Source organism: Flavobacterium sp. FlaQc-49 (assembly GCF_044005985.1).
GTDB classification, from domain to species: domain Bacteria; phylum Bacteroidota; class Bacteroidia; order Flavobacteriales; family Flavobacteriaceae; genus Flavobacterium; species Flavobacterium cupriresistens.
This window is the reverse complement of the sequence record NZ_JBIPCS010000004.1, coordinates 298,255-312,943: the sequence shown is the minus strand read 5'-3', so window position 1 is coordinate 312,943 and position 14,689 is coordinate 298,255. Positions and strand designations below refer to the sequence as shown.

General features: G+C 31.7%; 16 protein-coding genes and 1 tRNA gene. 13 read left to right on the top strand and 4 right to left on the bottom strand.

Annotation, left to right across the window (positions count from 1 at the left end; all coding sequences use genetic code 11):
* Both ACHRV3_RS10985 and ACHRV3_RS10980 read right to left on the bottom strand, forming a co-directional pair.
* Positions 1 to 729 carry a DUF4290 domain-containing protein gene (locus ACHRV3_RS10985; protein WP_047773976.1) on the bottom strand — a complete coding sequence of 243 codons (729 nt, stop codon included), beginning with the start codon at positions 727 to 729 and terminating at the stop codon, positions 1 to 3.
* Positions 730 to 732: 3 nt separating this feature from the next.
* The gene (locus tag ACHRV3_RS10980) at positions 733 to 1,029 is read right to left on the bottom strand and encodes a DUF493 family protein (protein WP_047773978.1); all 297 of its coding nucleotides are present in this window, start codon (positions 1,027 to 1,029) and stop codon (positions 733 to 735) included.
* A gap of 669 nt (positions 1,030 to 1,698) precedes the next feature.
* Here ACHRV3_RS10980 and ACHRV3_RS10975 point away from each other — a divergent pair.
* The 7 genes from ACHRV3_RS10975 to ACHRV3_RS10945 all read left to right on the top strand — a co-directional run bounded on the left by ACHRV3_RS10975 (position 1,699) and on the right by ACHRV3_RS10945 (position 7,776).
* Positions 1,699 to 2,055 carry a hypothetical protein gene (locus ACHRV3_RS10975; RefSeq protein ID WP_395434652.1) on the top strand — a complete coding sequence of 119 codons (357 nt, stop codon included), beginning with the start codon at positions 1,699 to 1,701 and terminating at the stop codon, positions 2,053 to 2,055.
* 84 nt (positions 2,056 to 2,139) lie between these two features.
* A complete protein-coding gene (locus tag ACHRV3_RS10970) occupies positions 2,140 to 2,919 on the top strand; it encodes a hypothetical protein (protein ID WP_395434651.1) in 780 nt (259 codons plus the stop codon).
* 272 nt (positions 2,920 to 3,191) lie between these two features.
* Complete coding sequence (locus tag ACHRV3_RS10965) at positions 3,192 to 3,725, top strand: AAA family ATPase (protein ID WP_047773981.1); 534 nt, start codon at positions 3,192 to 3,194, stop codon at positions 3,723 to 3,725.
* A gap of 64 nt (positions 3,726 to 3,789) precedes the next feature.
* Complete coding sequence (locus ACHRV3_RS10960; protein ID WP_395434650.1) at positions 3,790 to 5,685, top strand: ATP-dependent DNA helicase RecQ; 1,896 nt, start codon at positions 3,790 to 3,792, stop codon at positions 5,683 to 5,685.
* Entirely contained in the window at positions 5,685 to 6,632 is a 948-nt protein-coding gene (gene fmt, locus ACHRV3_RS10955) for a methionyl-tRNA formyltransferase (RefSeq protein ID WP_395434648.1), read from the top strand. The genes ACHRV3_RS10960 and fmt overlap by 1 nt, the downstream gene beginning before the upstream one ends.
* A 181-nt stretch (positions 6,633 to 6,813) precedes the next feature.
* The gene (locus tag ACHRV3_RS10950; RefSeq protein WP_012022249.1) at positions 6,814 to 7,086 is read left to right on the top strand and encodes an HU family DNA-binding protein; all 273 of its coding nucleotides are present in this window, start codon (positions 6,814 to 6,816) and stop codon (positions 7,084 to 7,086) included.
* 129 nt (positions 7,087 to 7,215) lie between these two features.
* Entirely contained in the window at positions 7,216 to 7,776 is a 561-nt protein-coding gene (locus ACHRV3_RS10945) for a YqgE/AlgH family protein (RefSeq protein ID WP_047773992.1), read from the top strand.
* Here ACHRV3_RS10945 and ACHRV3_RS10940 read toward each other — a convergent pair.
* Together ACHRV3_RS10940 and ACHRV3_RS10935 are read right to left on the bottom strand one after the other, a co-directional pair.
* Positions 7,773 to 8,612 carry an aminotransferase class IV gene (locus tag ACHRV3_RS10940; protein WP_395434647.1) on the bottom strand — a complete coding sequence of 280 codons (840 nt, stop codon included), beginning with the start codon at positions 8,610 to 8,612 and terminating at the stop codon, positions 7,773 to 7,775. The two genes, ACHRV3_RS10945 and ACHRV3_RS10940, sit on opposite strands and share 4 nt — an antisense overlap.
* A 54-nt stretch (positions 8,613 to 8,666) precedes the next feature.
* Complete coding sequence (locus ACHRV3_RS10935) at positions 8,667 to 9,059, bottom strand: START-like domain-containing protein (RefSeq protein WP_047773995.1); 393 nt, start codon at positions 9,057 to 9,059, stop codon at positions 8,667 to 8,669.
* A gap of 155 nt (positions 9,060 to 9,214) precedes the next feature.
* Between ACHRV3_RS10935 and ACHRV3_RS10930 the strand changes: the two genes are divergently transcribed.
* The 6 genes from ACHRV3_RS10930 to ACHRV3_RS10905 all read left to right on the top strand — a co-directional run bounded on the left by ACHRV3_RS10930 (position 9,215) and on the right by ACHRV3_RS10905 (position 14,388).
* A tRNA-Met gene (locus ACHRV3_RS10930) sits at positions 9,215 to 9,288 on the top strand.
* Positions 9,289 to 9,353: 65 nt separating this feature from the next.
* Positions 9,354 to 10,214: a hypothetical protein gene (locus ACHRV3_RS10925; RefSeq protein ID WP_395434646.1), complete on the top strand. Its 861-nt coding sequence runs from the start codon at positions 9,354 to 9,356 to the stop codon at positions 10,212 to 10,214.
* A gap of 691 nt (positions 10,215 to 10,905) precedes the next feature.
* The gene (locus ACHRV3_RS10920) at positions 10,906 to 11,598 is read left to right on the top strand and encodes an SPOR domain-containing protein (RefSeq protein ID WP_395434645.1); all 693 of its coding nucleotides are present in this window, start codon (positions 10,906 to 10,908) and stop codon (positions 11,596 to 11,598) included.
* A 165-nt stretch (positions 11,599 to 11,763) separates the two neighbouring features.
* On the top strand, positions 11,764 to 12,000 hold the full coding sequence (locus ACHRV3_RS10915) for a hypothetical protein (RefSeq protein WP_395434644.1): 237 nt from the start codon (positions 11,764 to 11,766) through the stop codon (positions 11,998 to 12,000).
* Positions 12,001 to 12,109: 109 nt separating this feature from the next.
* Positions 12,110 to 13,483, top strand: a complete 1,374-nt coding sequence (locus tag ACHRV3_RS10910; protein ID WP_395434643.1) for an AAA family ATPase — start codon at positions 12,110 to 12,112, stop codon at positions 13,481 to 13,483.
* A complete protein-coding gene (locus ACHRV3_RS10905) occupies positions 13,480 to 14,388 on the top strand; it encodes a hypothetical protein (RefSeq protein WP_395434642.1) in 909 nt (302 codons plus the stop codon). The genes ACHRV3_RS10910 and ACHRV3_RS10905 overlap by 4 nt, the downstream gene beginning before the upstream one ends.
* Positions 14,389 to 14,689 lie beyond the last annotated feature (301 nt).

Below are 14,689 nucleotides of genomic sequence, written 5' to 3'. Positions count from 1 at the left end.
CTAAACATTCTTCTGATTGTTGTTTTTCTGAAAAGGTTTTGGCTTCCCGCCTTTATTATTGTTTTTGTTGCTTTGAATTTTTGGTTGTCCAGCCGGTGTGATTTTATTAGAGATACGTTTGTTCGTACGCAATAAATCGGTGGTATTCAAAAGTTCTTCTGTACTTTGCAGTAAGTTGATTTTTCCGCCTGACAATTCAAATAAGTGTTCAAAAATAACATCGTCTTTTACGGTGTCTTTATTCCAACTTAAATATGATTTTTTCATATGGTTGGCAATCACCAGAACCAATGCATTTTTCATTTCGCCATCGTCCCATTTATTGGCAACATCAATCATATATTTGATATTGTTCCCATAAAATCTGTATTTTGGAAAGTTCTGTGGATATTGCAAAACATCCGGTTTCAGTTGCAATACATCACGAGATGGAATTGGGTATGGAGATTCTACATTTAATTTAAAATCAGACATGATAAAAAGCTGATCCCATAATTTATGCTGAAAATCCGGTACATCACGTAAATGCGGATTCAAACTTCCCATTACCTGAATGATATACTTTGCCGCTTTATTACGCGTTTCAGCATCTTCAATAACGGTTGCCTGATCAATCAATTTTTGTAAATGACGACCATATTCCGGAATAAGTAAACGCTGTCTTTCAGAATTGTATTCTAAATTAAAAACAACGTCATTTGCGACTTCTTTTTTATATTTTTCGACCATAAGTTATAATGAAACTATACCTTCTATTGTAGAAACTTCTTTGTACTTAACGATCACTTCATCAGCACTATTCATCGTTACATCTACAGAAACACTGGTAAATTTACCTGTTTTAGATTTTGTTGTTTTAATAACCGCACCCATACTGTCAAAAGCTCTTTCGACTCTCTCAACATTATCAGCAACTGAAGGCATTATAAATTTATACAAATATTCTGCCGGCCAAGTGTTACTGTTGTCTAACTCAGTCTTTAATCTTTCGTAAAATTCAGCGGTGCTTTTTTCTTTATCGTTCTCCATGCTTATATTAAAATAAACGCAAATATACGGTTTTGATTTCAGATTTCAGATTTTAGGTTTTAGATTTTTCTGAACCGGAAATATCTCGAATAAGTTTACTTTGTTCAACACGAATTTCACTAATTTTCACTAATTATTTTTGAGCAAAATCGAATTTCACCAATCCAAAATTGTGTTAACGCTTCCATAAAACTAAAATTAGTTGAAATTAGTGTAATTCGTGTCTATCACGCTACCTGATGGACTTTTCAATCTTTTTGCTTTCCAGAACTTAAAATACCGTAAAGCTGCTTCCTTTGTTCAACACGAATTTCACGAATTGGCACTAATTATTTTGACGCGAAATCAAATTTTACCAAATCAAAATTGTGTTAACGCTTTCATAAAATTAAAATTAATGGAAATTAGCGTAATTCGTGGCAACCTCTATACCTGATAGACTTTTCAATCTTTTTGCTTTCTAGATCTTAAAATATCGTAAAGCTGCTTACTTTGTTCAACACGAATTTCACGAATTGGCACTAATCATTGGGGCGAAATAGAATTTTACCAATCCAAAATTGTGTTAACGCTTCCATAAAATTAAAATTAGTGGAAATTAGCGTAATTCGTGGCAACCTTTTACATTTGAAATATCTTACAGATTTATGCAATTAAAAAACAAAAAACATGAGTGATAAACCAACCGACTCTTCCGAAATTAAAAATACTGACCCAAAACCTGTGCAGGAAGAGAAAACAAATTTAATTTCACATTTAGCAATCCGACTTGGGATTCCTTTTTTTATTATTTTTCTAATTGCCGTAAGCATGACTGATGCCCGTGATGAAAAAGCAATATTCTTAGCTTGGACTACTACAGTTTTTCTTTTGCTACTTCTTATTTTCTTAGCGAAAGAAACTTCTCGATTTACCAACAAAAAACAAACGTTATTAAAAAATGTAAATATTTTTTTACTACTACTTTACATTTTTCTTTTTGTGATATCCGGCTTATTTACGCTCTTTATTGGCGGATACAATTAAATTTCTCTTTGAAAAAAGTTTTAGAATCAACAAAGCATTCTTATATCTATTGTTATTTCCAAGGAATTAAAAACCACTTTTAAAATGAAAATACAACTCCTGTTATCAGCTTTAACTCTCGCATTATTCATTCAATGCAAGAAAGTAGACACTGAAAAGTCAAAAAATCAAAAAATAGAAAAAATTTTAGCTGTAAATAATTATGACTTTGGAGGAAGTACAAAATTTGAATTCTATTCCGACAGCACTTACGTGTTTACAACTATTGAAGAAAGCACAGATCATGAAAAAACAGAAAAATTTAGTGGTTTTTGTTATTCAAAAAAGGACACACTTTATTTCGACCGGACAGGGTTTCGTTTTAACGAAAGTGAAAAGGCCGTTATCAAAAACAATTTTATCGAATTTATTGATGGAAAGTTTCCTTTAAAAATTGAAATCAAGAAAAATCTATTACAAACAAAGAACAAACTGCCCCTTAAAAAATACGAAGATTATGCTTTTTTTACATTTGACTCAAAATTCTATAGTCCTTATTTTGATTACAAACCAAATACAATAAAGCCTTATGACTTAACTGAAAATGAATTGCATGAAGTTGATCAGATTTTAAAAAAATGCTTTTCAGAGAACAATGTCAAACTTAGAAAAATAGACCAATATGTAAAACAATGTATCGCCATTTTAAATGATAAAAACGAAAAAGAAGTTTTGATTTTGTGCTATTGCAAAAGCCCTCACAATAACAAAGAATTTAAATACTCTTTAATTCAAATGAACGATGGAGGAAACTGCAATATTAGCTTAAAGATCAATCTAACTAAACATAATTATTCAGCCTTAAGTATCGCCGGACTAGCTTAATAAACAATCTACAATTCAACTCTCCTGCAAGGTTTTAAAAACCTTGCAGGTGTACTTTCAGAAGAAAAAACCCTGAAGAAAAGGACCTCCTTTTCTCTTAACATTAATTGGAACACCTTATTTTCATAGCCTCTGATTATTATTACTAGTCATCTAAAACAAAGCCAAAAACAGAGACCTTTCTCCCTAAAATTGCGAAATCGTTCGTTTCTGAGAAATAATCTTTTTAATTACGAATAAGTTTAGGTAAATTTGCGCTTTATTTTTAGAAAGTGCAAAAACAAATCATAGTTCTCATTGGTGGCCCGGGAACGGGGAAATCTACTCTTATTAACGAATTGGTAGCTCGTGGCTACTCCTGTTATCCTGAAATTTCAAGACAAGTTACACTCGAAGCGCAACAACGAGGTATCGATCAATTGTTTTTAGATCAGCCTTTATTGTTTAGCGAAATGTTACTTCAAGGACGTATCAAACAATATGAAGATGCGGTTCAAGAATCTGACAAGGTTGTTTTTATAGATCGCGGAATTCCTGATGTTCTCGCTTATATGGATTATATTGGTGATGAATATCCGGAGCATTTTGTAAAAGCGTGTGAGGATATCAAATATTCTAAAATTTTTATTTTACCACCTTGGGAGGAAATTTATGAAAGCGATACAGAGCGTTACGAGAATTTTGATCAGGCTGTAAAAATTCAAAATCACTTGGTTGACACCTATAAGAAATATGGCTACGACTTAATCGAAGTCCCTAAAGACACGGTTGAGAACAGAATTCTTTATATCTTAGATAAAATTTAGGCCTGTTTTAAAGTTGCAAAACTAGAAACTGATTTCTAAATTTTTTAACTTTAAAACAAGACCAATGCCCGAAGCGCAGGAAATTCTATTAAAATACTGGAAACATGACAGTTTCAGACCGCTGCAAAAAGAAATTATTGATTCGGTTTTAGACGGTCAGGATACCTTTGCCCTGTTGCCAACGGGTGGAGGGAAATCGATTTGTTTTCAGGTTCCGGCTATGATGCAGGAGGGAATTTGCCTGGTGATTTCGCCTTTGGTCGCGCTAATGAAAGATCAGGTTGCCAATTTGCAGAAAAGAGAAATCAAAGCGATTGCGCTTACCGGTGGAATTCACACCGAAGAAATCATCGATCTTCTGGACAATTGCCAATACGGAAATTACAAGTTTTTATACCTTTCGCCCGAAAGACTACAATCAGATTGGATTCTCGAACGCATTAAAAATCTACCCATAAATCTAATTGCTATAGATGAAGCACACTGTGTTTCGCAATGGGGACATGATTTTCGTCCAGCCTATTTGAAGATTTCTGAACTTAAAAAATTCTTTCCAAAAATTCCTTTTTTAGCTTTGACTGCTACGGCAACACCCAGAGTTATAGAAGATATTAAGACAGAACTGAGTTTAAAAGATACCCGATTTTTCCAGCAGTCATTTGCAAGAGAGAATATTGCTTACATGGTTTTTGAGGTAGAAGATAAACTCTACCGCGTCGAACAAATCTTAAAGAAAAACCCGCAACCTTCTATTATATATGTGCGTAATAGAAAATCATGCCTGAACATTTCAACACAATTACAATCGTTGGGTTTTAGAGCAACTTATTATCACGGTGGCCTTTCCTCCAAAGAAAAAGATAAAAACATGCAATTGTGGATGTCCGAACAAGCACAGGTCATTGTAGCAACAAATGCATTTGGAATGGGAATCGACAAAGACAATGTAAAAACAGTTATTCACACCCAGCTTCCTGAAAACATAGAAAATTATTATCAGGAATCGGGAAGAGCAGGAAGAAACGGAGCTAAATCTTTTGCTGTTTTACTCACCAGTCCATCAGACACCAATCAAACGGAGCAGCAGTTCTTGAGCATTTTACCTGATAAAAAATTCCTGAATACCGTTTACGTCAAGCTTTGCAATTATTTTCAGATTGCTTATGGTGAAGGTTTAGATGACTCTTACTCTTTCAAACTGAATCATTTCTGTCAGAAATACGACTTCCCTACTTTAAAAACATACAATGCCTTGCAATTTCTAAATCAGCAAAGCATTATTACAATGTCTCAGGAGTTTTCAGAAAAGATAACCCTTCAATTTTTAATAGAATCGAAAGAAGTGTTACGCTACATGAGCCTGAATCGAAATGACGAAGAAATCATTTTGGCTATTTTAAGAACCTATCCGGGGATACACGAAATGAAAGTTCCGTTTAATCTTTCCCTAATTGCAAAAAAATCAAATCATACCGAAGAACAGGTTACGATTGTTTTAGAAAAATTAAGAGACAAAGAAATCATAGAATACAAATCTAAAAACAACGACGCTACTATATTATTTAACGAAGTTCGCGAAGACGACCGCACGATAAACCGCGTATCGAAATATCTGGAAAAACAAAATCAGCTTAAAAAAGACCAGCTTTTGTCTGTTCTTCACTATATAAAAGAAGACAAAACTTGCAAGAACCGATTAATTCTGGATTATTTTGGAGAAAAAGCAGAATCGAATTGCGGCGTTTGTTCGTATTGCATTACCAAAAAAGGTAAAATAACCGAAGCCGATTCTATAGCGGATAAAATTCTGTCTTTATTAAAAACAGCTTCTTTGACCTCCAGAGAAATCCAAACCCAAATAAAACTGGATACCAATGATGTTATTTTGGTACTTCAGGAATTATTAGAAAACAATCACATTATCATACAATCCGATAACACCTATACTTTAAAAACCTAATGGAAAAATTAAGAATCATATTTATGGGAACTCCGGAGTTTGCAGTTGGCATCCTGGACACCATTATCAAAAACAACTACGATGTCGTGGGTGTTATCACTGCAGCTGATAAACCGGCAGGACGTGGTCAAAAAATAAAATATTCTGCCGTAAAAGAATACGCGCTTGAAAACAACCTGACTTTATTGCAACCTACAAATCTAAAAGACGAAGGTTTTTTAGCGGAATTAAAAGCGCTAAACGCTAATTTACAAATTGTTGTTGCCTTTAGAATGCTACCAAAAGTAGTTTGGGAGATGCCAAGTTTGGGCACTTTTAATCTACACGCTTCTCTATTGCCTAATTATCGTGGTGCGGCACCGATCAACTGGGCTATTATCAACGGAGAAACTAAAACAGGGGTTACTACCTTTTTTATCGATGACAAAATAGATACCGGAGCCATGATCCTGAATTCAGAAATCGCAATTGATCCAGCAGAAAACGCAGGACATTTACACGATCGATTAATGCTTTTAGGAAGTCAGACTGTTGTTGATGCTTTGCAGGTTATCGAAAAGGGAAATGTCATTACTACAATTCAGGAAGACAACGCTGAAATAAAAACAGCTTACAAATTAAACAAAGAAAATTGCAAAATCGACTGGACAAAATCGGGAGAAGAAATCAATAATCTGATTCGCGGCTTGAGTCCTTATCCGGCAGCATGGTGTTTTCTGAACGATAAAAACGAAGAATTAAGCATCAAAATATATGAAGCAAAACTAGTTTCTGAGCCACACTCTTATGAAGCTGGAAGCTTGATTAGCAGCAAAAAAGAGATCAAAATTGCGATTAAAGAAGGCTTTATTCAGCTTTTAAGTCTGCAATTACCAGGAAAAAAGAGAATGCAGGTGGCAGAATTATTAAATGGGATCACATTTTCTGAAGCAGCAAAGGTGCATTAAGACCAATAAAACAGGGGTTTTTACCTGTTTTAATCGATAAATAACACGCTTTATGAACAAAAAAAGCAAGTTATCAACAATTTTTGCTAAATCTAGAGAAAACACTTGCAAGGAACGGATTTCCTACTAAATTTGTGTATTAACAATTTATTTTTTAACCAACAATTAATAACTAATTATTATGAACAAATCAGAATTAATCGATGCTATCGCTGCTGATGCAGGAATTACTAAAGCTGCGGCTAAATTAGCTTTAGAGTCTTTTTTAGGTAATGTAGGGACTACTTTGAAAAAAGGAGGAAGAATTTCATTAGTAGGGTTCGGATCATGGTCAGTATCTGCTAGAGCTGCAAGAGACGGTAGAAATCCACAAACTGGAAAAACTATCAAAATTGCTGCTAAAAATGTAGTAAAATTTAAAGCTGGTGCTGAATTAGAAGGTGCAGTGAACTAAGTAAGAAAGTTCTCTAAACTTATAATATAATCAAAACCCTTCCATGTGGAGGGTTTTTTTATGCGGTTTAACGATTTTATTTGGGATTTTTAAAATTTTATAACTAAATTTAATAAAAATTGTAACCGTATGATTTCAGAAAAATTAAAAAAAGGACACCTGCTTATTGCCGAGCCTTCAATAATTGGAGATTTATCTTTTAACAGATCGGTAATTTTATTAGCAGACCATAACAAAGAAGGATCAATAGGATTTATCATTAATAAACCTTTAAAGTACACTATTAATGACCTGATACCTGAGATTGAAGCTTCTTTCAAGATATATAATGGAGGACCTGTAGAGCAGGATAACCTCTATTTCATTCACAATATTCCAGAATTAATCCCGAATAGTGTTGAAATTTCTAATGGGATTTATTGGGGAGGTGATTTTGAATCAACTAAAGACTTAATTAACGACGGATCTATTAACAAAAATAACATTCGTTTTTTCTTAGGTTACACCGGTTGGGATGAAAATCAACTCGAAAGTGAAATGCAAGGAAACTCCTGGATAATTGCTGATAATAATTACAAAAACAAAATTATCGGAAAATCCACCACTCATTTTTGGAAAGAGCAAATAATAGAGTTGGGCGGAGATTACCTTATTTGGTCAAATGCACCCGAAAACCCATATCTGAATTAATTTTCAGATATGGATTCGTTTAGTTTTTGCACCAATAAATGCGCCAGATTACTTGTAAACTCTTTTTTTCGATATTTACTTATCGGCTGTATTCCTGTGATTACATTTGTTAAAAATAACTCGTCTGCTTTTTGAAGATCAAAAGGCGAGATTATTTCTTCAACCACTTCTATTCCTTCCACTTTTTTAGCTAATGCTAAAATTTGCTTGCGCATTACGCCGTTCAGACAACCTTCAGAAACGGGTGGTGTACTCAGTTTTTTACCGACAACCATAAACAGATTCCCTTGTAATGCCTCAACCACATTTTTAGTATCATTTAACAAAATACAATTGTCTAAGCCATTTTCGTGAGCAAATATACTTCCCGTGACATTAATCAACTTATTAGTCGTTTTAATGGACGATAACAATTGTTTGGCTACATAGAAATCTTTATACAAATCAACTTCATAATGAGCCTTATTTAGGCCATAAAAAGCGCTTTCGAGAGTAGTTGCGTGAATTAAAAATGAAACATCGTTTGTTTTTGGTAAATACAAACCTCCATCGTTTCTAAAAACGGTAATTCGAGCTCTTGCGGCTGCCGAGAATTGGTTTTCACGGATTACTTTCAAAACTTCCGCTTCAAAATACTCCATGGTAAAATTCATCGGGATTTCCATTCTCACCACTCGCATGGAAGCCATCAGTCTGAAATAATGATCTTCAAGAAACAATATCTTGTTATTGACTATTTTTAGTGTTTCAAAAACACCATCTCCATACAAAAAAGCACGATTTTGAGTTAGTATATTCTCGTCCTGCGCTACCATGTTTCCGTTAAAATTGATCATAAAAAAACCCTGAATTTTGTTCAGGGCAAATATAACGCTTAAAATAGACTTTTACTAAACAGATCCGATAAGATGTTTCAAATCTGAGATTTGATTTTCCCACAATTGTTTAGCCTCGCTAACTTCTTCTTTTTCAGCAAAATCGACTACCATTAATGATACATCTTTAGTCAATTCATCGACTAAAATATGCAATTCAAAAAAGTACTCTGTATCCTTACTACTTTCATCAACCCATTTAAACTTTACTTTTTCACCAGTTTTTTTAGAAGCCAGGCGTGCTTTTTCCTGTGAATCATTCCAGATGAAAGTAAAAAATTCTCCCCGTGAATTTACATTATCAGCAAACCATTCAGACAAACCTGACGGAGTGGATATATATTGATATAATAATTGCGGCGAAGAATTTATAGGAAACTCGATTTCGTAACGTATTTTTGTATCCATGAGCTACTTTTATTTTTTTTGGAAATATAAGAATATATGTCCGAAAACAATGCATTTTTAAAAATATTTTTTTTTCTTCATTTTTTGCTTGTACCATTTAATATTATTTCTATCTTTGCACCCGCAATGAGGGAATCATTCCTGATAGCAGTCTTGGCGAGGTAGCTCAGTTGGTTAGAGCGCAGGATTCATAACCCTGAGGTCACGGGTTCAACTCCCGTCCTCGCTACAACCTTGAAAGGTAAAAAGTATAGATTTTATGCGGTTTTAAAGAAATTTAAAACCGCTTTTTTTATGTCAAAAATCAAAGACCTCTTAACTAAAGAATACGCTAACGCATACGATTTGACCTATAAAAAATCATACTCATCTCCAACTATTTACGACGCAAAAGGCGATCTATCAAAACGCTGGTACGTGTATTTTTCTTTCAGAAATCCTGCTACTAACAAACTAGAAAGACAAACACCGGTATATTCTGGCGTAAATCAATTCAAAACCTTAAAAGAACGCAAAGAAGCCATAAAAATTCTAGCAAAGGCGATTGAAACTATTTTGGAAAATGGATATAACCCCTATGACTATTCAACTTCAATTGATGAATCTAAAAAATACAATATTACCGAAGCAGTTACTTTCGCCCTTAAATTAAAAGAAAATTCACTAAAAGAAAATAGCTATCGGGATTTCAGAATACGTCTAAAGTCATTTGAAAAGTGGTTGTTGGCAAATGGATTTCAAAATAGATACATAACAACTGTAACTAAAAAAACTGCAATCAACTTTTTAAACTCGGTTTTAGAAACTACGAGTCCAAAGAACAGAAACAACACAAGATCAATTCTATCCATGTTTTTTCAATCATTGGGAGACAATGATATAATTACAGATAACTTCATAAAGAAAATTAATGTTCTAAAATCAACCCCAGAGCGAAATAAAACATTTAGTTCTGAGCAAGAAAACGACATACTAAAATATTTACTTAAAAACGATACCACTTTACTTCTGTTTATTCAATTTATATCTTTTAATCATTTGCGACCAATTGAAGTTATCCGACTACGAATTAAAGACATCAATATAAAAGACAAACTTATTTATGTTCGTGCCAAAAACAAGTCTGCAAAACTAAAATCATCCCTGAAATCTTAATAAATGAAATCCCTTCATTGGATAAATTTGATAGCGAAAGCTAACTATTTACCCCGAGGGAATTGGCCTTGAATGGACAACTAATGAAACCGATAAGCGCAACTATTTTGGCAAACGTTTCAAAAAAGTAAAAGATAGTTAAAATTAAACAAAGACTATGGCCTGTATAGCTTTAGACATACATTTATCACCAAATTACACAAAGAGCTAGTAAAAGAAAGCACACCCTTTGAAGCAAAAAGCAAACTAATACTAATTACTGGACATAATATAATGACTGCGTTAGAAAAATAATTACGTGATATTGACGCCGTTTTACCAGACGATTACTCTAAGCACATACAATAATTGTAGATTTTTTTTTACTCAGATCAGCTCTTTCGGATTTTTCTGGTTTGCAAAATAGTCCACATTTTATTAAAATTTATTAATAATTCATTTTAAAAACAAAAAGTTTGATATAACAAACGAAATAAAAGTTTTACAATTGAAAAACAGTACAAATACGTATTGTTTCATTTTTCCATTATCAATAACTTAGTGTTCAGCAAATTAATATTATTCCCATGCATTTTATTTTACGATTTTAATAAACAAAATTATATTTATGGATACTGGAGCCATTTCATTTTTACTCTACTCATTTTTCATATTAATTGGATTAACATCTATCTTTATAGTCTACCGATTTATGAAAAAAGAAAAATTAGAACTCGAGAAATTTATTAATTATTTTAAGTGGATTATTGTAACTCTTGCCGTTAGCACTGTAACACTCATCGTAAGTAACCTTTTTAAAGAGAGAGATCAAGATTTAAAGGAACTTGAATACTTTGATAAATATGTTACTGTGGTGAAACAAGAGAATCTATTAGCACGCGTACAACTTGCAAAATATCTCGCAATTGTCGCACCAAATGGTGATATGAAAACTTCTTGGACTAATTATCATGATTCTTTAAAAAAGGAGTACAAAGAATATTCGGTAGCACGAGAAAATATTAAAAATGACACTCTTATTAATAAAACACCTGAACAAATAAAGGAAATTGAAGAAAGCCAACGAAAAGTTGAACTATTAGAAACACCTTTAATAAATAGCAATAACTCTTCGACTGAATTATATATCATTGCTGGTGCAAATAAAACGTTTGAGGGTGCAAAGGATAAGCTTAATAATGCCCTTGCAATCAATCCGAATTCCACCATAATAAAAAAGGGGAATCAATACAGAATAGTTTTAAGAGGATACTCAAGTAGAATTGAAGCTGATGCGCAAATAAATTTAATTAAAAAAACGGTTAATTCAGGAGCGTATATAGTTACTAAAAATTCGTGGTGTAACAAGGTTATCCCTACTGAGAAATGTTTAGTTTGTCAATAAGTCAATTGAAATATTATGGCTTTTGACATTCAAACAACATTAAACACATTAAGCAATCTTAACATAAATGTATATGCAGAAAACATTGGTTTATACTCTATGATCGACAACAAACCTAACTCTATTTTTTAAATAATTACTGATGTTTTAAGTAATGTTTCAGAAATGGAAAGAACATTCTTATTGGAAAGACAAAGAGAAGGCATCATCATTGCAAAAGCAAAAGGAACCTATAAAGGCAGGCAGTTAAATACGATTGAAACACCTCAACAATTTTTATCAAAATACAATCAATCACATTTAGAATTAATAAAAGACAAAAATTATTCAATTAGAAAGCTTTCATCAATTACAAATTTATCCAATAACACTATCGTGAAGATTAGAAAAGTTTTACAATGAGATAAATCAAAAAAAGGGCTATTTGAACTGTTTGTAAGAATTATTTATATATTAGCACAAACAATTTTAATAATAAACAATCATTTCAGCCAAACATAAAAATTGAATAATGATAAAAAACATTACTATAAACAAGCTCTATGGAGTCTTTAATCACAGTATCGATGTAAAGGATGGTACAATTACATTAATATTAGGTGAAAATGGATTAGGAAAAACTGTTATCCTAAAAATGATAAAATGTCTCTTCGACAATGATTTATTCGAAATTGGAAAATTTGAATTTGACTTATTTTCAATAACTTTCGATGACTTATCTACTTTAGAAATAGTTAAAGAAAAAAAAGAAAAAAAAGTTAGGTTGCGGTATGAAGATTATTCATTACATATATCATACAAAAGAACTAATCCAAAAAAAGCTAATAAATTTTCTATAAAATCAGATGATATTATTGAAAATTACAACAATGACAGGCATAGTATTTACAGAAGAAATCAAAACAACAGGATTCATAACATATTAAGAAATTATATACCAACTGAATTAGATAGGGTTGGACCAGATAGATGGCTGGATATCGCTACTGGTGTCATTTCTAACAGTAATGAGCTACTTCAAATTTATTCTAAATATCTCCCGAAAGAAATCGTTGATGATTTAAACAATAAATTAGTTCCTGAATGGTTTGTCCTCTTAACTAAATCTATTCAAGTAAAATTAGTTGAAACTCAAAGACTTTTGACTAAACTAAATTCTGAGGAAAAAGAATACAGAAGTTCTGTAGTTCAATACTCAACCGAGTTAAAAGAGATTATTAGAAATAAAACTCTGGAAGCAACTAATCTCTCCGCAAAACTTGATAGAACATATACAAATCGTCTAATCGAAAAGATAACCTCAATAAATACATCGTCAAATACGTCTATTGATAATTCATTAAATGAACTGGAAGAAAAACGTTCTTTTTTAATTAAGGTTGGTTTATTAGAACAAGTGGAAGAGACATTAATTCCTATAAATCTAAACCAAGAGTATCGCGACAACGAAACATTAAGAGACGTTTTAGAAATATATATTGATGATAGTAACGACAAACTTAGTATTTACAAAGATTTAGGCTTAAAACTTAACACTCTGATAGATATTATTAATAAAAGATTCAATTACAAAGAATTTTCCGTAAATAAAAATGAGGGTTTTGTCTTTAAATCAACAATAACAAAAAAGCCAATACCTTTATCTAATTTATCATCAGGAGAACAACATGAACTTGTATTGTTTTATGAACTTTTATTCAACACACCTGAAAATTCATTAATACTTATTGATGAACCAGAAATTTCTTTACATATAACTTGGCAGAACGAATTTATTAATGACCTTTTAGAAATAAATGAATTAAACAACATTAAAAGCATTATAGCTACTCATTCTCCTGATATTATAAATAATAATTGGAGCTTAACAATTGAATTAGAATGAGAAATGACATTAGTATAGATAGAATTGCAAATTCTATAATCCAACGTAGAAAAAGATATAACAATTTCATTTTAGTTGAAGGTTCACATGATAGACTTTTTTTTCTAAAATTTAAAGACGAGAATACCCAAATAGAAATAACATTTGGATGGGAAAAATTAATTAGTATTATTTCACGATTAAAAGAACTTGGCTTCGAAAAAGTTATTGGTATAGTAGATAAAGATTTAAGGCAAATAATACCCGAAGAATTAAAAACAGAAGAAAACGTTATTGTAACTGATGAGCATGATATCAACATTATTTGTATCGAAAAATCATTTGAAACAATTTTTCAAAGTTATTGTTCAGCAGAAAAAGTGGACAAATTTAAAAGTAATAAAAAAATAGATTGTTTAAAAAATTACACTCATGGCATTATCAGACCTTTGTCCTATTTAAAAGTTCTTAATAAAAGAGAAAATCTAAATCTTTCATTTAAAGGCAATGATTCTTCTAAAAAAAATATTGATTACTCTAAGTTTATCGACAAGCAGAACTATGAATTTATTTCGTTAGATAAACTTGTTGAGACAATAACAAATTACAGCCGTAATAGAACAGAAAAAACAATATTAACCAATAAAGCTATAGTTGAAAAGTTAACAAATCTAATTCAAAAAGAAAGTTACGTAAATCCAGACTTAAATTGTGGACATGATTTTGGTGAAATTATTTGTTTGGGCTTAAAAAAAGTACTTGGTACAAAAGAAATTGAGGGAGAACTTTTCTTAAAAGAAACTTTATTAGTATATGAAACTAGTGATTTTATAACAACAAATATCTTCAAACAAATAAAATATTTAGAGAATAAACAGTCTACGGAATATTTAAGAAAGAGTATAAAAATTCCATCTAAAAATTAACTATTATGAGTTATTATATCTCTATATTTGCAACACAAAATATTAAAGGTTCTTACGTATATAGTGGAAATTAACCCACAAGAAATGAATTAAGGAGTAACGAAAACAGATAAAAACGTTTCAAAACGATTTTGGTCTTTTAAAAATCTTAACATTAAACACGTTACAATCAATAAACGTGTCTAATATTGAGATTCATAACCCTGAGGTCACGGGTTCAACTCCCGTCCTCGCTACAAAAACAACCCCCTAATCATCCATTGATTAGGGGTTTTTTATTGGTGTTTTATTTCAAAAAAAA